The following is an 18,282-nucleotide window of genomic DNA, read 5'->3' as shown; positions in this document are numbered from 1 at the left end:
ATGAACGCGATCGAGGCAAGAGGCCTGCGCCGGTCCTACGGCGACAACGAGGTTCTCAAAGGCGTCGACCTGAACGTCAAGCGCGGCACCGTCTTCTCGTTGCTGGGCGCGAACGGCGCCGGCAAGACCACCACCGTCAAGATCCTGTCCACGTTGATCCGGGCGGACGGCGGCAGCGCGTCCGTCGCCGGTCACGACGTGGTGGGCGACGCCGACGCCGTCCGCGCCGCGATCGGGGTGACGGGCCAGTTCTCCGCCGTCGACAACCTGATGACGGGTCGCGAGAACCTGAAGCTGATGGCCGACCTGCACCACCTCGGCAAGGCCGGTGGCAGGCGCAGGGCCGAGCAGCTGCTGGAGCAGTTCGACCTCGTCGACGCCGCCGACAAGTCCGCGTCCACCTACTCGGGCGGCATGCGGCGCCGGCTCGACCTCGCGATGACGCTCGTCGGGTCGCCACAGGTGATCTTCCTGGACGAGCCGACCACCGGCCTCGACCCGCGCAGCCGCCGCACCATGTGGCACATCGTGCGGGGACTGGTGGCGAGCGGCGTCACGATCTTCCTCACCACCCAGTACCTCGAGGAGGCCGACGAGCTCGCCGACCGGATCGCGGTGCTGGACCACGGCAGGATCGTCGCCGAGGGCACCGCGGACGAGCTCAAGCGCCGCATCCCCGGTGGCCACGTCCTGCTGCAGTTCGCGGAACTGCGCGAGCTGGAGTCCGCCGCGCGGATCATCCGCCACGCCTCGCGCGACGGTGACGCGCTGTCCCTGCGGGTGCCGAGCGACGGCAACGTCCGTTCGCTCAAGGCACTGCTCGACCGGCTCGACGAGAACGCGGTCGCCGTCGAGTCGCTCAGCACGCACACCCCCGACCTCGACGACGTCTTCCTCGCCCTCACCGGCACTCCCGACAAGGTGGCCCAGAGATGACCTACGTGCTGACCGACTCGGCGACGATGGTGCGCCGCAACCTGAAGCGGATGATCCGCTACCCGTCGATGACGTTCCAGCTCCTGATCATGCCGGTCGTGTTCCTGCTGCTGTTCGTCTACGTCTTCGGCGGCACGCTGGGCGCCGGGCTCGGCGGGCCCTCCGGCGGCCGGGCCGAGTACCTGAACTACGTGACGCCGACGATCGTCCTGATGGCGATCACCGCCGCGGTGCAGGGCACGAGCATCTCGATCGCGATGGACATGACCGAGGGCATCGTCGACCGCTTCCGCACCATGAAGATCGCACGGGTGTCCGTCCTCACCGGACACGTCGTGGGCAGCCTGGTCCAGACGGTCCTCGCCATGGCGTTCGTCTTCGGCGTCGCGGTCGCGATCGGGTTCCGGCCGCAGGCGAGCGCCCTCGACTGGCTCGCGCTGGCCGGCCTGCTGGTGGCGATGGCGTTCGCGCTGATCTGGTTCTCCGCGGCGCTCGGCCTCGCCAGCAAGTCCGTCGAGTCGTCGAGCAACGTCGGCCTGCCGCTGATCCTGCTCCCGTTCTTCGGCAACGGTTTCGTGCCCACCGACTCGATGCCGACCGTGCTGCGCTGGTTCGCCGAGTACCAGCCGTTCACCCCGTTCATCGACGCCCTGCGCGGCCTGCTGATGGGCACGCCGATCGGCAACAGCGGCTACATCGCCTTCGCCTGGTGCGCCGTCATCGGCTTCGGCGGCTACCTCTGGTCCAAGAAGCTCTTCAACCGCGAATCCACCCGCTGACAAGGAGAACACCGATCATGCTGCACGGTTTACCGATGGACCGCGACGTCACGCCGTTCGATCCGCCGAGCGCGATCACGAAGGTGCGCTCGACCCGCCCGGTCAGCCCGATGCTCTTCCCCGACGGCCACGAGGGCTGGCTGATCAGCGGCTACGACGCCGTCCGGCAGGCGTTGGCCGACACCAGGTTCAGCTCCCGGCAGGACCTCGGCGTCCTGCACGCGCCGTACCCGACACCCGGCATGCCCGAGTTCACCGAGCCCGCCCCGCCGGAACCCGGCGTGTTCATCAGCATGGACGCGCCCGAGCACACCCGGCTGCGGCGCAAGCTGACCGGGGCGTTCACCGTCCGGCGGATGAAGGCGCTGGAGGACCGCATCGCCGAGATCACCACCCGGCAGCTCGACGAGCTCGCGAAGCTCACCCCGCCGGTCGACCTGGTGCGGGAGTTCGCGCTTCCCGTGCCGTCGCTGGTGATCTGCGAGCTGCTCGGCGTCCCGTACGAGGACCGCGACACGTTCCAGACGAACACCGCGAGGTTCATGGAACGCGAGATCTCCCTCGAGGACAAGATGGCCGCGTACATCGCGACCAACACCTTCCTGGCCGGCCTGATCGCGGCCAAGCGCGCCGAACCCACCGACGACCTGCTGTCCGACCTGGCCCGCGACGAGGACCTCAGCGACCAGGAGCTCGTCGGGATGTCGTTCCTGCTGCTGCTCGCCGGCCACGAGACGACCGCGAACATGCTGGCGCTGGGCACGTTCGCACTGCTGGAACACCCGGACCAGCTGGCGGCGCTGCGGGCGGAGCCGGAGCTGATCGCGGACGCCGTCGAGGAGCTGCTGCGCTACCTGACGGTCGTCGACATCTTCTTCCGCTACGCGGCGGAGGACATCGAGTTCCACGGTGAGACCATCCGCGAGGGCTCGACGGTCGTGCTGTCACTGCTGGCCGGCAACCACGACCCCGGGCGCTACGAGAACGGCGACGAACTGGACGTCCACCGCAACGCCCGGGGCCACCTGGCGTTCGGGCACGGCGTGCACCAGTGCCTCGGTCAGCAGCTGGCCCGCATCGAGATGCGCGCCGGGTTCGAGGGACTGCTGCACCGCTTCCCCTCGCTGCGACTCGCCGTTCCGGCGGACGAGGTGAAGCTCAAGACCGACATGAACATCTACGGCGTGCACGCCCTGCCGGTCACCTGGGCGTAGCCGTCAGACGGTGAACCCACCGTCGGCGTTGATGCTGGCGCCGGTGACGTACGCACCGGCCTCCCCCGCCAGCGCCGCCACCACCTCCGCGATCTCCGCGGGTGTTCCGTAGCGTCCCAACGCGGTCAGTCCGCGGATCGTGTCCGACATCGGCCCGTCCGCGGGGTTCATGTCCGTGTCGGTGGGACCGGGGTTGACGACGTTCGCCGTGATGCCCAGCGGGCCCAGCTCGCGAGCGAGCCCCTTCGTCATCCCGATCAGCGCGGTCTTGCTGGCCGAGTACAGGGCGAAGCCGGGGAACGGCGCGTACACCGCGACGTTGCTCCCGATGCTGATGATCCGGCCACCTCCACGCATGTGCTTGGCCGCCGCACGCGCCGCGAGAAAAGGCGCGCGCACGTTCACGGCCATGGTGTGGTCGAACTCCTCGCGTCCCAGCTCGTCTAGCGGGCCGACCTGGAAGACCCCGGCGTTGTTGACGAGCACGTCGAGGCGTCCGAAGTGGACCGCGGTCTCCTCGACCGCGGCCACGACGGCGTCCGGGTCGGCGCTGTCCGCCCGAATGGCGAAACCGTTGTCCGGCTTGGTGTTCTGGTACGTGACGGCGACGTGGGCGCCGAGGGCGGTGAGCTTCTCGGCGACCGCGGCCCCGATGCCGCGGCTCCCACCGGTGACGAGAGCGGCTTTCCCCGCAAGTGATCCCATGCCGTTCAGCCTGCTGCACCGGCGGCCGGGGATCTGGCGGGAATCGGACCGTCAGTTCGCCCCGGGGACGAGGGGCCTGGCCCGCAACGGCGCGGCGACCTCGTGCAGGTGCTGGAGGACGTGGCCGTACGAGCGGAACAGCCCGCACTGCGCGTAGGAGATGCCGCGCTGGTCGCAGAAGTCGTGCACGATCACCTGGGCCTTGCGCAGCGCGGGCCGCGGCATGCTCGGGAACAGGTGGTGCTCGATCTGGTAGTTCAGCCCGCCGAGCAGGATGTCGGTGAACCAGCCGCCGCGGATGTTGCGCGAGGTCAGCACCTGCTTGCGCAGGAAGTCGAGCGTGTGCCCGGCCGACAGCACCGGCATCCCCTTGTGGTTGGGGGCGAACGAGCACCCCATGTAGAAGCCCCACAACGCCTGGTGCACCAGCACGAACGCGATCGCGTACACGGGGGAGAGCACCCAGAACACGACGGCCAGGTACACCACCACGTTCGCGATCATCACGGCCCGCTCGCGGCCCGAGTGCCGGATCGAGTGCCAGTGCAGCGCGAAGCCCTCGAGGAACAGCAACGGGAAGAACAGCACGGCCTGGTGCGAGGCGATCCACCTCAGCGGGCCGCGCTTCGCGAGGCCCTGCCGCTGCGTGAACGCCAGCACCGTGATGTCGACGTCCGGGTCCTCGTCCTCGTGGTTCGGGTTGGCGTGGTGCCGGTTGTGCTTGCCCACCCACCAGTCGTAGCTGACGCCGACCAGTCCGCTGTGGACGTAGCCGACGACCTCGTTCCACTTCCTCGACGCGAAGATCTGCTTGTGCCCGGCGTCGTGTCCGATGAACGCGAGCTGGGTGCTCATCGCCGCGAGCACGACGGCCACCGCGAGCTGCCACCACGAGTCGCCGAGCAGCGCGAAGACCACCCACGTCGCCGCGTAGACCGCGAGGTTCACCCCGATGCGGGCGTAGTAGTACCCGCGTCGTCGTTCGAGCAGCCCGGCCTGCTTGACCAGGGCGGACAACTGGGCGAAGTCACTCGCCTGCCGAAGCGCCATTCGCGAAGAATGCCGGATCGCGGCGACGAAGTCATAGACGGCCGGTGAAGTCGTTACAAACCGCCGCGGTCGGGCCCTTCTGCGGTACGGCGCGGTCTCGCATCGACACGATGGAGTGATCATGATCTTCATCTCCGGCGAGCCGCGCGCATCCGCTCGTGCCGTTGTTGTCCAGTGCTGCCGAAACCGGATCGGTAGAGAGGACCAGAAGGCGTGGTCGACCACACAGCCGTGCTCATCGCGGGCGCGGGGCCGGCGGGGCTCGTGTTAGGCAACTTGTTGCAGGCTCAAGGGATTGACACGCTCGTCGTCGAGCGGGCGAGCCGGGAGCAGGTGCAGACCCGTGCCAGGGCGGGGTTCTTGGGTCCGAACACCGCCAGGATCCTCACCGAGCACGGCCTCGCGGCCGGAATGCTCCACAAAGGACGATCGCACGGGGTGTGCGCGTTTCGCGGTGAGGACGGGGAGTTCGAGCTCGACTACTCGACCCTCGGACGCGGCGAGGTGCACACCGTGTACCCGCAGCAGGACCTCGTGACGGACCTCGTCGCCGAGTACCTGGACCGCGGCGGTGAGATCCGGTTCGGCAGCACCGTCACGGACGTCGACGCGAGCACCGCCACGATCCGCTACCGCGACGAGCGCGGCGAAGGCGTTGCGACAGGCCGTTTCCTCGCGGGCTGCGACGGCGGCAACGGGGTGACGAGGCAGGCCGTGCCGGGCCCGCGCCTCACCCAGGACCACGGCGTCAGCTGGCTCGCCGTGCTCGCCGAGGCGCCGCAGAGCATGGCGGCGGTCACCTACGCGGTCCACGACGACGGCTTCGCGGGCCACATGGCGCGCAGCCCCGGGGTGACGCGGTACTACCTGCAGGTCCCTCCCGGCGACGACCCCGGGGAGTGGACCGACGAACGGATCTGGGCGGCGCTCGACACCCGGATGCGCACCGAGGAGTTCGGGCAGCTCAAGAAGGGCCCGATCGCCGAACGGCGGATCGTGCGGCTGCGGTCGGAGGTCCTCGACCCGATCCAGCACGCCCGGCTCTTCCTCGTCGGTGACGCGGCGAGTTCGATCAGCCCCTCCGCCGCCAAGGGCGCCAACCTGGCGATCATGGAGGCCGAGCTGCTGGCCTCCGCCCTGATCTCCGCACTGCGACACGACGACGAACGGCCCTTGGTCGCGTACTCGCGCACCTGCCTGCCCCGCATCTGGCGGGCGCAGGAGTTCTCCCGCTGGATGATCGACCTCCTCCACCCCCAGGACGACGACTTCCACCGCGCGCTGCGCCGCGCCCGGCTGCACAGCCTGCGCGACTCCCGCACCCACCAGGACTTCTTCGCCGAGCACTACGTCGGCATCTGAGCCACAGGAACCTCCACCATGATCACGACCAGCACACCCGTCATCGCCGCGGCCGACCTCGACCGCCTGACCGCCGCGATGGCCCTCATCGGCGCCCACGACACGCACTCGGCCCTCGCCGCCGCCGTGCCTTCGCTGCCCGCGGACCAGCGCGCCGCCGTGGCGCGGCACGCCACGCTGGATCACGCCGCATTGCTCATCTTCCCGGAAACCCTTGCGGGACTTGCGGACGAGCTCGCGCACCACGGCATCGAGGTCGGCACGATGACCCCGAGCGTCGTCGTCCGCGAACGGCTGAGCACGCGGTACTCGGTGCCGGTGGCGGACCTGAACGTCGGCATCCTGCGCGCCCCCGTCTCCGACCGCAACGGCTGGCCGTGCGAGCTGGAGATCTTCGTGATGGTGACGCCGCCGGAGCTCGCGCACATCGCCGAGGACGAACGCCGCCACGAACACGAGAACCACGTCGCGCTCGCCGTCCGCAGGCCGGACCCGGTGCTGCTGCGCGGTCTGCGCACGATGATCGCGGGCGTCATGCGCCCGGACGGCGGTGGGTACAACGGCTACGAGAACACCTCGGTGCTCTACTTCCGCGACGCCCGCTGCGCCGACCCCGCGTTCCGCCGGCTGGAACTGCTCGCGACCGGCAGGTTCGCGCAGCTGCAGGCCACCCACCAGCGCGAGTCGTGCGCGGGAACGGAGCTGCTGCGCCTGCTGACCGGCGCGTGGGCGACGCAGGCCATCGCGACCGCGGCCGAGCTCCGATTGCTCGACCACCTCGTCACGATCCCCGGTCTGGAGGGGCTCGCCGCGGCGACCGGCACCGAACCCCGCAGTCTCGCAAGGCTTCTGCGCTACCTCACCTCGCTCGGCGTCGTCCACCTGTCCGGTGAGAGTCACAGCCTCACCGACCTCGGCGAGCTGCTGCGCTCGGACCTGACGGGCTCGATGCGCCCGCTCGCGCTGATGTACGGCGGTCCGTTCTACCGGTCGTTCGCCGAGCTGACCGAGGCCGTCCGCAGCGGTGAGGAGTCGTACGCGAAGGCGTTCGGCGCGCACCACTTCGCCCACATGGCAGCGGATCCGGCGTTGTCGGAGCTGTTCCACGGGTCCATGGCGGCGAGCAACGCCATGTTCACCGGGGTCACCAAGGTCGTCGACTTCTCGACCGCCCGCACGGTCGTCGACGTGGCCGGGGGCAACGGCGAGCTGCTGGCGCGCGTGCTGCACGCCAACCCGGCGTCGCGCGGCGTCCTGCTCGACCTCCCGAACGCCCTCGCCGCCGCCCGGCCGCGCCTCGCCGACCTCGCGGACCGCGTCCGGCTGGTGCCCGGCGACTTCACCCGCGCGATCCCCGAGTCCGGCGACGTCTACCTGCTGTCCCGCGTGCTGCACGACTGGGACGACGAGCAGTGCCGCACGATCCTGGCCACGTGCGCGCGGGACATGCCCGCACACGCCGAGCTCCTGGTGATCGAGCGGCTGCTGCCCGAGGAGGGGGAGGCCGACTCCCTCGCGATCCCGTGGGACATCCACATGCTGTGCAACACCGGCGGCCGCGAACGCACCGAGTCGCACTACCGCGCATTGCTCGCGGAGGCGGGCTTCGAGCTGGTCGAGACGCACGCGCTGCCGTTGGACGCGCACGTCATGCGCGCCCGGCCGATCACCAGCTGACGAGGCAGAAGGGGTGGCCGGCGGGATCCGCGTAGACGTGGAACCGCTCGCCACCCCCTTCGAGCCTGCGCGCGCCGAGGGCCAGCACCTGTTCGCCCGCCGACGCGAGGTCGTCCGCGCGCACGTCGAAGTGCATCCGCGCGGTTTCCTCCGGCCACTTCGGTGGTAACCACCCCTCGACCCGTGCGAACGCCACGCCGGGCCGGTCCGGGGCGTCACCGATGACGACGAACCCGTCGTCGTCCTGCACCCGGACCATTCCCAGCAGCTCCTCGTAGAACTCCGCCAACGCCCGGGGTTCCGGGCAGTCGATCACCAGGCCGTGCCACCGTCCGATCATGCGCGGCATGGTGACACCCGTTGCGGACATCCGCCGCCCTGGTTCTCGCTAGACGAGCGCCATCGCCATCACCGTCTCGCCGGCCGGCTTCTCCGAACCTCCGCGCGGCTCCACCGTGAGCGCGACCTTCTCCACGCCGGACAGGCCGTTGAGCACGACCGGAGCCGAACGCGAGCCGATCAGCCCGGCCGAGTGCGGCTCACCGTCGGCGCCGATCGTCCAGAGCTGGTAGTCCTTCTCGCCACCGGGATCGGGCAGGCCCTTGGCGAGGAACAGCGCTTCGTCGCGGCTGGCCGACACCACGGCCGTGCCGGTGGCGCCGTTCGGAGCCGTGCCGTTGACGAGCCTCGCGTCCGGTGTGGACAGGAAGTCGGCGAACCGGCTGTACTCGCTGGAGAGCTGCGCGAGCTGCCGTTCCTGGCTCGACTCGGTGTACTGCACCGTCAAGAACACAGCGGCGACGAGGCACGCCGCCGCGAGCAGCCCGCCCGCCCAGCGCACCCGGCGCGGGTTCGGCACGCGAGCCGTGCGCGGGGGCACCTGCCGGGTCTCGGCCGCGGCGGCGAGCACGCGGGCGCGCAGCTGCGGAGGTGGCGCGAACTCGACCGCGAGCCCCAGCCGCGAGGCCGTGGACGTGAGCTCGGCGACCTCGGTGGCACAGCTCTCGCACCGGGGCAGGTGCGCCTCGAAGGCGGTTCTCTCGATGTCGGACAACGCGTTCACGGCGTAGGCGCCGGTGAGCGTGTGCAGATCAGCGGATGTGGTCCTCATCCGGTCACCCCCATGCAGTCCCGCAGTCGGATCAGGCCGTCGCGCATCCTGGTCTTGACCGTGCCGAGCGGGATGCCCAGCAGGCTCGCGACCTCCGGATAGGAGTAGCCCTGGTAGTAGGCGAGCAGCACGGACTCGCGCTGCAACTCGGTCAGGAAGCTGAGACACCGCCGCACCTGGCGTTGTTCGAGTCTGCCGTTGACCTGCTCGCTCACCTCGTCGAACGGCCTGGCCGGGTCGAGGCGGGCCGCGCGGTCCTCGCGGTGGCTGGCCGCCTGCGCGGACCGGACCCGGTCGACGGCGCGCCGGTGCGTCAGCGTGAGGATCCAGGTGGTCGCACTACCCCGCTCGGGGTCGAACCTCGTCGCGGTCCGCCACACCTCGAGCATCACCTCCTGGAACACCTCCTCCGACTGCGCCTGGTCCCGCACCACTCGTCTGATCAGCCCGAACACCGAGCCCGACACGACGTCGTAGAGCCGCTCGAACGCGGCCTCGTCCCCCCGTGCGACCAGCGCGAGCAGGTCGTCGGCGGTCGGGCCGACGTCACGAGGGGTGCTCTGCAGGCTTTGCAGCGCCCGCTCACGCTCAGGCATCCCGGGTCCTCTCCTCGAGCGTTGTCCGTCTGGTATTCGCAGCAGGAGCCCCGGTGGATCGGTCGGGAATGCGTCGCCACATCACTTCGCCTGGATAGGTGCCCTGTACTGCGAAGAAGAGCTCTGGAATCGACTGTGGACGATCGAGTTCGGTAACGGATCGGTAACCGCACCCATCCGCCTCCGAGGGGGTGCCGAATCACGAGCAGCAACCGCTCGATCACCCTTGGAGATGTCCTGTCATGAAGAAGACCGTCCGCAACACCGCTCTCGCCCTCGGCGTCGCGTCCCTCGCCCTGTTCGGCGCGGCGTGCGGCTCGGGTGACATGGCCAGCAGCGGCAGCAGCTCCTCCAGCGCCGCGCCGACCTCGACGGCGACCTCGTCGTCCGCGGCGATGGCCGACCCGGCCGCCAACCTCGTCGGCCCCGGCTGTGCCGACTACGCGAAGCAGGTCCCGACCGGCGCCGGTTCGGTCTCGGGCATGGCCGCCGACCCGGTCGCCACCGCCGCGAGCAACAACCCGCTGCTCACCACCCTCGTCAGCGCCGTCTCCGGCAAGCTGAACCCGAAGGTCAACCTCGTCTCGACCCTCAACGGCGGCGAGTTCACCGTCTTCGCCCCGGTCGACTCCGCGTTCGCCAAGATCGACGCCGCGACGATCGAGACGCTCAAGACGGACGACGCGCTGCTGACCAAGATCCTGACCTACCACGTCGTCCCCGGCCAGATCACGCCCGACAAGATCGTCGGCGACCAGAAGACCGTCCAGACCGGCACCGTCAAGGTCACCGGCACCAAGGACGCGCTGAAGGTCAACGACGCCAACGTGATCTGCGGTGGCGTGAAGACCGCCAACGCCACCGTGTACCTCATCGACTCGGTGCTGATGCCGGCCTGACGTCTTCGAACCGCCTGAAGTCCGGGAGCCGCCTCGCGTGGCTCTCGGACTTCTTGCTGTGCGGGGCTATGCGGTTGTCGCAACCGCACGAACCTCGGCGTCGGTGTACCCGAGCCGGCCCTTGGTGAGGACGATGACGACGAGGGCCAGCACGCCGAGTCCGAGCACGGGGCCCCACAGCAGGTGCTCGCTCGCGCCGGGGAAGAACTCGGAGAAGGCGACGGACTGGAAGTTGTTGATCGAGCAGTGCAGCAGCATGACCAGCGGCAGGCTCTGGCGTCCCTTGTTGTAGACCAGCGTGATCAGGAAGCTCATCTCCATCGCCAGGACGGCGAAGCGGACGATCGTCTCGGCGGTGACGTCCGGGCCTCCCCAGGGCGTGAGGAACAGCGGCAGGTGCCAGATGATCCACAGGACGCCCAGGACGAACGTGGCGATCATGGGCTGGTGGCGCTGCTGGAGACGGCTCAGAGCGAAGTCGCGCCAGCCCGGTTCCTCGGCGAGGCCGGTGGTGAAGAACTGGAGCACCAGCATCGGCACGTAGAGGGCCAGCACCATCAACGACGGCACCTGGAAACCCTGGCCGTCGCTTGCCGCCAGCGTGCCGAGCAGGACCGCCACGGGAACGGCGAAGAGTGCGAACGCGTACCACAGGACGCCGGCCCGGAACTGGAACAGCCGCTTGCGCCACCGCCGCAGGCCTTCCCTGCCCTCGGTGACGGCGGTGACCGTGAACGCGGCCGTCAGAGGACCGAGGTACGCGCCGGGCAGGATGGCGGTGAGCTGGTTGCCCATCAGCAGGTCCGGGTACCGGAAGTGCAGCACGCCGAACCCGTCCAGCGACAGGATGTAGGGCAACCAGGCCAGCCAGCTGATGCCGTTGGCCAGGGTGAAGAACGTGATCAGCGGGAAGCGCTGGACCAGCGCCTGCCAGCGGTTGCGGGCAGCACGGCCGGAGTCCGCAGGGGTGGTCGAAGTCATGGTCGGAACACTAGAAATCGACCTTGCCGGAGTCAGTGCAGCCAAGGGGCGTTCTCGGGGTGGAGTCTGCTCCACCCCTGTCAGAAACCGGGGAACACGCGACGCAGGTCGTCGAGTGTGACGGCGCCCTCGACGGTGACGCCGTTGTCGTGGGGTGCCTTGAGACGGCCGCTGGTCAAGCGGACGAACGCTTCCTGCGGCCCGGTGAAGGTCGCGGAGGGCGACTCGAGGTGGTCCGTCACGGTGACCGCGCCATCGATCACCAGGCCGCCACCGGGGATCGCGACCGACGTGGGGGCCGTGAGCTCGGCCGGCTTCGAGAAGAAGCCCAGCAGGAAGCCCATGGGTCCGGCCAGGAGGTCCACGAGCACCGCGGCCGAATCGGCGTGCACTCCGGCGTGCGGATCGAACGCCACGCGCACGTCCCAGGAGTGGTTGGCCACTTCGTTGAGCCGCATGCCCAGCGCGGTCAGCAGCGGGACCGGCTCCGGCAGGAAGCCGAGGTCGACGGTCAGCGACGAGCGCTGTTCGGGCGTGAGCGCCTCGACCAGGTCGAGCCAGCGGCCGTTGTGCTCCAGGAAGCCCTCGGCCTGCACGCGCGGCGCGGACGCGTCCCAGCGGGCCCAGATCGTCCGGTTGTCCTCGGCCGCCACGGTCTCCCCGGCGGCCACGGCGATCGGCGCGTGACCGATCTCCGCGCCACTGCCGAGATGTGAGAGGGCTTGGGCGACGGTCCAGTCCGCAGCACCACTGGTGAGCGCCAACTGCTCGTCGGTCAAGGTGCCGACGAGACCGGCGAGCACGTCGTGCTCGGCACGCAGGGCGGTGATCGTGCGGTCGAGGAGTTGGCTCATGTCCACTCCCAACTCCCGGAACCGGCCCTCTGTTCCGCCGCGCGTCGGAAAAACGGAGAAGCGGGTAGAGACGAATCTCCACCCGCTTCTCCGGTGTACGCCGCCAGGGACTCGAACCCCGGACCCGCTGATTAAGAGTCAGCTGCTCTAACCAACTGAGCTAGCGGCGCTTGTTTGTGTGCCGGAGCCTTGCTCGTTCCGACGTGAAGAACGTTAGCACAGGGCATCCAACGGGTTTTCACGCGGGGTCACCCGCGCCGCGCGAAGCCCGTGTGCAGGAGCCACTGGGCGGCCGTGTAGGTCGGCATGACGCCGGCCGACGCCACCCGTGCCGCGCGTCCCGAGAGGACGAACCGGCTCGCGCCGAGGAGGGCGTCCGAGGCCGCGAACAGTGCCGCACCACCGAAAACGCGTCGTGCGCCGGTGCCCCGGGCCGTGGAGGCCGCGGCGACCATCGTGCCCAGGGTGAGGACGTAGAGGGCCACCGGCCTGCCCAGCGGGCCTGCCGCGCGGGCGAAGACCGCCGCGCCCGCGGCCGATGCTGTGAGGATCGGCACCACCGCCTTGCGCGAGCCCGGTTCCGAGCGGCGGGCCAGTGCCGCGGTGTAGCCGACGTGGGCCATCAGGAAGCTGAACAGTCCTGTTCGGAATGCCTGGTCGGAGTCGCCCAGCAGGGCCACGTCGCCTGCCCACGAGCCGGCGAGGCCCAGTGCCATTCCGGGGTCTCGGGGTGGGGTGGCCACGGCCAGGGCGGGCATGAGGGATGTTTTCGTGACTTTGCGCACGGATCTGGTGCCGCGCACGGCCGCCGCGATCGAGTCGACGGCTGCGGCCACCGCGTACGCCTGCTTCTTCATGGAACACCCCTCGTCGTCAAGGCGCTCAGACTAGGAGACGCGGGCCGGTGCGAAGTCGTAGTGCGACACCGGGAAGCTGCCGGCGGCGCGGTGTGCGCTCGCGGTCGACGTCGGTCGCAGCAGGGTGGCCTCGCCGTGCTGGTTGAAGTAGTAGCTGCGGGCGGTGGCGCACTGGCCGAGGGAGAACACCGTGTTCTGCGTGACCTTCGCGCGCATGCGGTCGAGGAACTCGTCGTTGGCGCGCCGGGTGATCTCGAAGGTCGACGCGCCGCGGGAGCGCATCGCCGTGAACAGGCGGCGCATGTGCGTCATCTGGCACTCGATCGTCGTGAAGTACGACAGGCCGCTGTAGGAGTACGGGCTGTTGAGCGACAGGTAGTTCGGGAACCCCGGCACGGTCACGCCCTCGTAGGCCTGGAAGCGGTTCTGCCGCCACCACGTGCCCAGGTCCTCGCCGTCGCGGCCGATCACCTCGAACGCCGGGAAGTTGGTGTCCCAGAGGTCGAATCCCGTTGCCAGCACGAGAACGTCGACGTCGGTGCGGCCGTCCGCCGTGACGATGCCGGTCTCGTCGATCCGGTCGATCGTGGACGTTTCGAGGTGCACGTGCGGGCGCGTGAACGTGCGGAAGTAGTCGTTGGAGAACGTGGGGCGCTTGCAGCCGAACGAGTAGTCCGGCGTGAGCTTGCCGCGGAGCCCCGGATCGCGGACCTGCCGGTGCAGGTGCGCGCGGCACCACAGTTCGGCCAGGCGGTTCGCGACGCGCAACTGCTTGTAGCGGACCACTCCCGAGATCATCATCAGCTCCAGGACGGAGTTGCCCAGCCACCGCACGGCCCGTTGGACGAACGGCAGGCGTGCGAACACCTTCCTGACCGCCGGCGGGATCGGGAGGTCGGGCTTCGGGCTGACCCAGATCGGCGTGCGCTGGAAGACGGTCAGGGCGGACGCCTCCCGTGCCAGTTCCGGGATCAGTTGCACGGCGGTCGCGCCGGTGCCGATGACCGCGACCCGCTTGCCCGCCAGGTCGCACGGCTCCCACGCGGCCGTGTGGACGACCTCGCCCCGGAACGAGTCGATGCCCGCGATGTCCGGCTTCCTCGGCATCGACAGGAATCCCGTGGCGGTCACGAGGTACCGCGCGGTGAAGGTCTCCCCGCCCGCACTCACCTCCCAGTGCTCGCCCTGCCAGCGGGCGCCGGTGACGGTCACGCCGAAGCGCATCAGCGGCCTCAGCCCGTACTTCACGGCCACGTGCTCGGCGTAGCGCTTGAGTTCCTCGCCGGGTGCGAACAGCCGTGACCAGTGCGGATTCGGCTCGAACGAGTACGAGTAGGTCGAGGACGGGATGTCCACGGCGAGGCCCGGGTAGCGGTTCACGTGCCAGGTGCCGCCGAGGTCGTCCTCGCGCTCGAGGATCAGCAGGTCGTGCAGTCCGAGCCGTTTCAGCTCGATGGCCGCGCCCATGCCGCCGAACCCCGCTCCGACCACGACCGCGTCGTACCGCCTGGTCATCCCGGCCTCCCGAGTCGAACGGAATCGCGTGTCAGTTTCGGAACCGTATGTCAGTTCCGAGGTGATCGCAAGAGTCCGCAGGTCATAGACTTGGGTGCATGACGTCCAGTGCCGAGCCCGTCAGCCGCGCCGAGCGCAAGAAGCAGGAGTTGCGCCGCGAGATCATCGACGCGGCCTTCGACTGCTTCGCCGAACGCGGTTACCACGCCACGGGGATCGCCGACGTCGCCGCGCGGCTCGGCATCGGGCACGGCACGTTCTACCGCTACTTCCAGAACAAGCGGGACATCGTCGACCACGTGGTGGACGACCTGGTGGGGCGCGTCACCGGCGCCCTGACGGCCGAGAACGCGCCGGACGCGGTGTCGACGCTCGACGAGTACCGCGCGCAGTCCGCGCGCATCGGCGAGGCGCTCGGCCGCATCTTCGGCGAGGACCCGCGGGTGCCGCGCCTGCTGCTGTTCGAGGCGCCCGGCATCGACCGGGCGATGGCCGAGCGGATCCTCGACCTGTTCGACCTCGCCGCCGCGCTGACGGCCGCCTACCTCTCGCACGGCGTCGAACTCGGTTACCTGCGCGCGGATCTCGACGTCGAGAACACGGCCAGGGCCATCAACGGCATGATCCTCGGCACGGCCATCTCGTCGTTGCGCACGCCGGAAGCCCAAGCGGCACAAAGCGAAGCGCTGCGGCGCGTGATGTACGACGGCATCGCGGCCCGCTGACCGGGGAACGCCGAAGGGCCCGACCGGCGAACCGGTCGGGCCCTTCGTCACCGCGGGAAGAACCGCTTGCCCGATCAGCCGATCAGGCGGGTGCCGTTCCAGCCCCAGCCGCGCACGGTGGGGACCCAGTTGCTCGCCGCGTCGAGCGCGTATTCGAGCAACGTGCCATCGGTGGTGACGACCGTGAAGTGCTCGGCGTCGTTACCGGCGATGAGACGCATCCAGGTGTTGTCGGAACCGTCGTTCTCGCGGAACTCCTGCAGGCCGGTCGACGTGTTGACCCACCACGATAGGGTGTTCAGCTCGTCGCCCTTGAGCTCGAAGAAGAGGAACTGGTCGAGACCCGTGATGCTCTTCGTGCCCTGCCAGCCCCAGCCGCGGACGACCTTGGACAGGTTGTTGGAGCCGTCGAACGTCCAGTAGGCGAGCTCGCCCTGGTTGTTGATCTCGATGAACTGGTTGCCCGCGACGCCCGTCACGAGGCGCGCGTTGTCCCAGCCCCGCCCGACGACGGCCTCGATGTACGTGCCGCCGTTCCACGTCCACTTGGACAGGCGGCCGTCGCCCTTGACCTCCAGGAACGTCTGGTTGTCGAGGGTCGTGATGGCGCGGGTGTTCTGCCAGCCCCAGCCGCGGAGCTGTTTCGCGTAGCTCTCGCCGGAACGCTGCCAGTGCACGAGCTCACCGACGCCGTTGATCTCCAGGAACGACTGGCCGTCGGTCGTGAGGGGCTTCGGTCCCCGCTCGCGCTCGACACCCTTGATGGACGGAACATCCCCCTGCGCGGAGCTCGGCGCCGCGCTGATGACGGTGATCATGGCCGACAGGCCGACCACGGCCGCGATTGCACGCTTCAAACGCATGATTCGACTTCCCCCAAAGAAATCTGTCGTGTCCGACGCCGCCATCTAATCGGCACGAAGCGCAGGTCACAACCTATTTGTGCGCTATGCGTAACGCCTGCGACACACCGGGCGATGGAGGAGGTGCGCGGTGCTCCGCGCTTTTCCGGAACCGGGAAACCGTTTACCGCAGCCACGTCCGCGCGGCGACGACGAGAGCGGCCACTCCGATGGACAGCGTCGGCTCGACGTCCGGCGCGTACTCGGGGGAGTGGTTCATCGCGACCGGCCTGCCGGGCTCGCGGCGGCCGAAGTCGGTGCCGCCGAGGAACCAGAACACGGTCGAAACCCCTGCGGCAGAACCGAAAACGCCGACGTCCTCGCTCGCGTTGACCACCGCACCGGGGATCAGGTTCTCCTTGCCGAAGCGCTCGGCGAACGCGGCCATCGTCGTCGTGGTCGCGTCCGGGTCGGACACGAGCACGGGAGTGCCGTCGTACCAGTCGAACTCGGGCTCGCGCGGTGCGCCGGACGCCGCGGCCTCGGCACGTGCGATGCGTTCAACTGCGGCACGCACGACGCCGCGCACTTGCTCGTTGAACGTCCGGATGTTGACGCCGATCTCGGCCGTCTCCGGGATGACGTTCTCCTTGGTGCCGGCGTGCAACCGGCCCACCGTGACGACCGCCCGCTCGGACGGCGCCACCTCGCGCGCGACGATGCCCTGCAACCGCACGACGGTGTGCGCGGCCATCAGCACCGGGTCGACCGCGCCCTCCGGTGCCGAACCGTGGCCGCCGCGCCCGAACAGCGTGACGCGCACCGAGTCGGACGCCGCCATCACCGGACCGCCGCCGTACGCGATCATCCCGGCTGGCAGCGGGCTGACGTGTTGCGCCAGCACGACTTCCGGCTTGCCGAACCGCTCGAACAGCCCGTCGGCGACCATGTCCCGGGCGCCCGGCCCAGTTCCTCCGCCGGCTGGAACACGACGAGCAGCGTTCCGGCCCACTCCTCGCGGGTCCGCGCGAGCTCGGCGGCCGCCCCGACGAGGCACGTCGCGTGCATGTCGTGCCCGCACGCGTGCGCCACCGGCACGTCCTCACCGTCCACAGTGGTCGCCCGAGCCGTTGAGGCGTAGGGAAGCCCCGTCGTCTCCTCGACGGGCAACGCGTCGATGTCCGCCCGGAGCATGACGAGCGGGCCGTCGCCGTTGCGCAGCACGCCCACCACGCCGGTGCCGCCGACCTCGGTGGTGACCTCGTACCCCAACGGCCGCACCGCGTCCGCCAGCACGCCGGCCGTGCGGAACTCCTGCAGCGACAGCTCCGGGTGCTGGTGCAGGTCGCGGTAGAGCGCGTGCAGGTCGGGCACCGTCTCCTCCTCGGTCCGGGCCGAGCACCGAGGACGGCGGCCAGCGCGTCGATGATAGGCGCGCGCTCAGCGCCGTGACACGACGAGCCGGAACCCGGCGTCCCACGAGTCGAGGCCGAGCAGGTCCTGGTGCCGGTCGTGCCACCGGCCGGTCTCCAGGTCCGCGCGCAGCCGGGAGATCCCGCGCTCGACGGCCACCGGGTCGGTCTGGGCGAGGGCCGAGCACGCGCGGCGGACACCGGGGTCGAGGTACGCGGCGGGGCGCCGCCAGTGGGCCGGGAACACGCCGTCGGTGAAGTCCCAGGGGACCGGCAGGTGCAGGACGGTGTCCGCGCCCAGTTCGTCCGCGATGTCGTCGGCGGACGGCCGGCCGAGCTCGAGCTCGGCGATCTCCGGCACGTACTCGCGCACGAACCAGAACTCGGTGTGCCGGCGCGTGTCGTAGGCGAGGACGACCCGCAGCGGCGCGACCCGGCGGAGTTCGGCGAGCCCCGCCCGCCAGTCTGTCCAGTGGTGCACGGTGAGCACGGCCAGCACGGCGTCGACCGCGTTGTCCCGCAACGGAAGCGCTTCGGCCACGGCGCGAACGGCCGGGCTCGCGCCCGGCGGCCGCTGGCCGATCATCCCGGCGGACGGCTCCAGCGCCACCACCGTCCGGTCGCGCGGTTCGTAGGAACCGGTGCCCGCGCCGACGTCCGCGACGGAGCGGGCGGTGCCGAGCGCGGAGGCGATCTCGGTCATCCACCGCGGATCGGTGCGCCGTCCCGACGCGTACCCGGCACCGATGTCGTCGTACAGGACCACG

The 18,282-nt window shown here is 69.9% G+C and carries 18 protein-coding genes, 1 tRNA gene and 1 pseudogene; 7 read left to right on the top strand and 13 right to left on the bottom strand.

Going from position 1 to position 18,282, the window contains the following annotated elements:
- From ND450_RS25145 to ND450_RS25135, 3 genes are read left to right on the top strand one after another with little or no spacing between them, the layout of a single operon-like run.
- On the top strand, positions 1-936 hold the full coding sequence (locus ND450_RS25145) for an ATP-binding cassette domain-containing protein (RefSeq protein WP_253321127.1): 936 nt from the start codon (positions 1-3) through the stop codon (positions 934-936).
- Entirely contained in the window at positions 933-1,715 is a 783-nt protein-coding gene (locus ND450_RS25140) for an ABC transporter permease (RefSeq protein WP_089922080.1), read from the top strand. The genes ND450_RS25145 and ND450_RS25140 overlap by 4 nt, the downstream gene beginning before the upstream one ends.
- 17 nt (positions 1,716-1,732) lie before the next feature.
- Entirely contained in the window at positions 1,733-2,929 is a 1,197-nt protein-coding gene (locus ND450_RS25135) for a cytochrome P450 (RefSeq protein ID WP_253321126.1), read from the top strand.
- Positions 2,930-2,932: 3 nt separating this feature from the next.
- Here ND450_RS25135 and ND450_RS25130 read toward each other — a convergent pair whose 3' ends face one another.
- Both ND450_RS25130 and ND450_RS25125 read right to left on the bottom strand, forming a co-directional pair.
- Positions 2,933-3,634 (bottom strand): SDR family NAD(P)-dependent oxidoreductase, encoded by a 702-nt coding sequence (locus tag ND450_RS25130; protein ID WP_253321125.1) that lies wholly within the window; start codon positions 3,632-3,634, stop codon positions 2,933-2,935.
- Between the two features lie 51 nt (positions 3,635-3,685).
- The gene (locus ND450_RS25125; protein ID WP_253321124.1) at positions 3,686-4,684 is read right to left on the bottom strand and encodes an acyl-CoA desaturase; all 999 of its coding nucleotides are present in this window, start codon (positions 4,682-4,684) and stop codon (positions 3,686-3,688) included.
- A 213-nt stretch (positions 4,685-4,897) separates the two neighbouring features.
- Here ND450_RS25125 and ND450_RS25120 point away from each other — a divergent pair, with 213 nt between their 5' ends.
- Positions 4,898-6,046: a 4-hydroxybenzoate 3-monooxygenase gene (locus ND450_RS25120; RefSeq protein WP_253321123.1), complete on the top strand. Its 1,149-nt coding sequence runs from the start codon at positions 4,898-4,900 to the stop codon at positions 6,044-6,046.
- An 18-nt stretch (positions 6,047-6,064) separates the two neighbouring features.
- Positions 6,065-7,723 carry an acetylserotonin O-methyltransferase gene (locus ND450_RS25115; RefSeq protein WP_253321122.1) on the top strand — a complete coding sequence of 553 codons (1,659 nt, stop codon included), beginning with the start codon at positions 6,065-6,067 and terminating at the stop codon, positions 7,721-7,723.
- On the opposite strand, the gene ND450_RS25110 is transcribed toward ND450_RS25115, so the two are convergent.
- From ND450_RS25110 to ND450_RS25095, 3 genes are read right to left on the bottom strand one after another with little or no spacing between them, the layout of a single operon-like run.
- Positions 7,713-8,063 carry a VOC family protein gene (locus ND450_RS25110; protein ID WP_253321121.1) on the bottom strand — a complete coding sequence of 117 codons (351 nt, stop codon included), beginning with the start codon at positions 8,061-8,063 and terminating at the stop codon, positions 7,713-7,715. The genes ND450_RS25115 and ND450_RS25110 overlap by 11 nt on opposite strands.
- 48 nt (positions 8,064-8,111) lie before the next feature.
- Positions 8,112-8,834, bottom strand: a complete 723-nt coding sequence (locus ND450_RS25105) for an anti-sigma factor (RefSeq protein WP_305885175.1) — start codon at positions 8,832-8,834, stop codon at positions 8,112-8,114.
- Positions 8,831-9,430 carry a sigma-70 family RNA polymerase sigma factor gene (locus ND450_RS25095; RefSeq protein ID WP_253321120.1) on the bottom strand — a complete coding sequence of 200 codons (600 nt, stop codon included), beginning with the start codon at positions 9,428-9,430 and terminating at the stop codon, positions 8,831-8,833. Before ND450_RS25095 ends, ND450_RS25105 begins: the two co-directional genes overlap by 4 nt.
- 242 nt (positions 9,431-9,672) lie before the next feature.
- Here ND450_RS25095 and ND450_RS25090 point away from each other — a divergent pair, with 242 nt between their 5' ends.
- The gene (locus ND450_RS25090) at positions 9,673-10,329 is read left to right on the top strand and encodes a fasciclin domain-containing protein (protein WP_253321119.1); all 657 of its coding nucleotides are present in this window, start codon (positions 9,673-9,675) and stop codon (positions 10,327-10,329) included.
- Positions 10,330-10,395: 66 nt separating this feature from the next.
- Here the strand turns inward: ND450_RS25090 and ND450_RS25085 are convergent, their stop codons facing one another.
- The 5 genes from ND450_RS25085 to ND450_RS25065 form a co-directional block, all read right to left on the bottom strand.
- Positions 10,396-11,310, bottom strand: a complete 915-nt coding sequence (locus tag ND450_RS25085; RefSeq protein WP_253321118.1) for a CPBP family intramembrane glutamic endopeptidase — start codon at positions 11,308-11,310, stop codon at positions 10,396-10,398.
- A gap of 80 nt (positions 11,311-11,390) precedes the next feature.
- Positions 11,391-12,164, bottom strand: a complete 774-nt coding sequence (locus ND450_RS25080; protein WP_253321117.1) for a maleylpyruvate isomerase family mycothiol-dependent enzyme — start codon at positions 12,162-12,164, stop codon at positions 11,391-11,393.
- 96 nt (positions 12,165-12,260) lie between these two features.
- A tRNA-Lys gene (locus tag ND450_RS25075) sits at positions 12,261-12,334 on the bottom strand.
- A 78-nt stretch (positions 12,335-12,412) separates the two neighbouring features.
- Positions 12,413-13,021, bottom strand: coding sequence for a lysoplasmalogenase (locus ND450_RS25070; RefSeq protein ID WP_253321116.1), 609 nt, complete (start codon positions 13,019-13,021; stop codon positions 12,413-12,415).
- A 30-nt stretch (positions 13,022-13,051) separates the two neighbouring features.
- Positions 13,052-14,536 carry an NAD(P)/FAD-dependent oxidoreductase gene (locus ND450_RS25065; protein WP_253321115.1) on the bottom strand — a complete coding sequence of 495 codons (1,485 nt, stop codon included), beginning with the start codon at positions 14,534-14,536 and terminating at the stop codon, positions 13,052-13,054.
- Positions 14,537-14,634: 98 nt separating this feature from the next.
- On the opposite strand from ND450_RS25065, the gene ND450_RS25060 reads away from it, so the two are divergent.
- On the top strand, positions 14,635-15,261 hold the full coding sequence (locus tag ND450_RS25060; protein ID WP_253321114.1) for a TetR/AcrR family transcriptional regulator: 627 nt from the start codon (positions 14,635-14,637) through the stop codon (positions 15,259-15,261).
- Between the two features lie 74 nt (positions 15,262-15,335).
- On the opposite strand, the gene ND450_RS25055 is transcribed toward ND450_RS25060, so the two are convergent.
- The 3 genes and pseudogenes from ND450_RS25055 to ND450_RS25045 all read right to left on the bottom strand — a co-directional run bounded on the left by ND450_RS25055 (position 15,336) and on the right by ND450_RS25045 (position 18,281).
- Positions 15,336-16,118, bottom strand: coding sequence for a hypothetical protein (locus ND450_RS25055; protein ID WP_253321113.1), 783 nt, complete (start codon positions 16,116-16,118; stop codon positions 15,336-15,338).
- A 169-nt stretch (positions 16,119-16,287) separates the two neighbouring features.
- Positions 16,288-17,297, bottom strand: a pseudogene (locus ND450_RS25050) (amidohydrolase).
- Positions 17,298-17,543: 246 nt separating this feature from the next.
- Positions 17,544-18,281, bottom strand: coding sequence for a class I SAM-dependent methyltransferase (locus ND450_RS25045; protein ID WP_371927410.1), 738 nt, complete (start codon positions 18,279-18,281; stop codon positions 17,544-17,546).
- Position 18,282: the final 1 nt, after the last annotated feature.

The sequence above is a fragment of the Lentzea sp. HUAS12 genome, from assembly GCF_024125735.1.
Lineage (GTDB): Bacteria > Actinomycetota > Actinomycetes > Mycobacteriales > Pseudonocardiaceae > Lentzea > Lentzea albida.
This window is presented reverse-complemented; position numbering and strand designations above follow the sequence as displayed.

What these genes read in the sequence shown, in the direction of transcription:
- ND450_RS25135 (WP_253321126.1), top strand. Translation starts at nt 1,733, where the DNA reads ATGCTGCACGGTTTACCGATGGACCGCGACGTCACGCCGTTCGATCCG.
- ND450_RS25140 (WP_089922080.1), top strand. Translation starts at nt 933, where the DNA reads ATGACCTACGTGCTGACCGACTCGGCGACGATGGTGCGCCGCAACCTG.
- ND450_RS25105 (WP_305885175.1), bottom strand. Translation starts at nt 8,834, where the DNA reads ATGAGGACCACATCCGCTGATCTGCACACGCTCACCGGCGCCTACGCC.
- ND450_RS25095 (WP_253321120.1), bottom strand. Translation starts at nt 9,430, where the DNA reads ATGCCTGAGCGTGAGCGGGCGCTGCAAAGCCTGCAGAGCACCCCTCGT.
- ND450_RS25065 (WP_253321115.1), bottom strand. Translation starts at nt 14,536, where the DNA reads ATGACCAGGCGGTACGACGCGGTCGTGGTCGGAGCGGGGTTCGGCGGC.
- ND450_RS25130 (WP_253321125.1), bottom strand. Translation starts at nt 3,634, where the DNA reads ATGGGATCACTTGCGGGGAAAGCCGCTCTCGTCACCGGTGGGAGCCGC.
- ND450_RS25125 (WP_253321124.1), bottom strand. Translation starts at nt 4,684, where the DNA reads ATGGCGCTTCGGCAGGCGAGTGACTTCGCCCAGTTGTCCGCCCTGGTC.
- ND450_RS25085 (WP_253321118.1), bottom strand. Translation starts at nt 11,310, where the DNA reads ATGACTTCGACCACCCCTGCGGACTCCGGCCGTGCTGCCCGCAACCGC.
- ND450_RS25080 (WP_253321117.1), bottom strand. Translation starts at nt 12,164, where the DNA reads ATGAGCCAACTCCTCGACCGCACGATCACCGCCCTGCGTGCCGAGCAC.
- ND450_RS25110 (WP_253321121.1), bottom strand. Translation starts at nt 8,063, where the DNA reads ATGATCGGACGGTGGCACGGCCTGGTGATCGACTGCCCGGAACCCCGG.
- ND450_RS25060 (WP_253321114.1), top strand. Translation starts at nt 14,635, where the DNA reads ATGACGTCCAGTGCCGAGCCCGTCAGCCGCGCCGAGCGCAAGAAGCAG.
- ND450_RS25115 (WP_253321122.1), top strand. Translation starts at nt 6,065, where the DNA reads ATGATCACGACCAGCACACCCGTCATCGCCGCGGCCGACCTCGACCGC.
- ND450_RS25145 (WP_253321127.1), top strand. Translation starts at nt 1, where the DNA reads ATGAACGCGATCGAGGCAAGAGGCCTGCGCCGGTCCTACGGCGACAAC.
- ND450_RS25070 (WP_253321116.1), bottom strand. Translation starts at nt 13,021, where the DNA reads ATGAAGAAGCAGGCGTACGCGGTGGCCGCAGCCGTCGACTCGATCGCG.
- ND450_RS25090 (WP_253321119.1), top strand. Translation starts at nt 9,673, where the DNA reads ATGAAGAAGACCGTCCGCAACACCGCTCTCGCCCTCGGCGTCGCGTCC.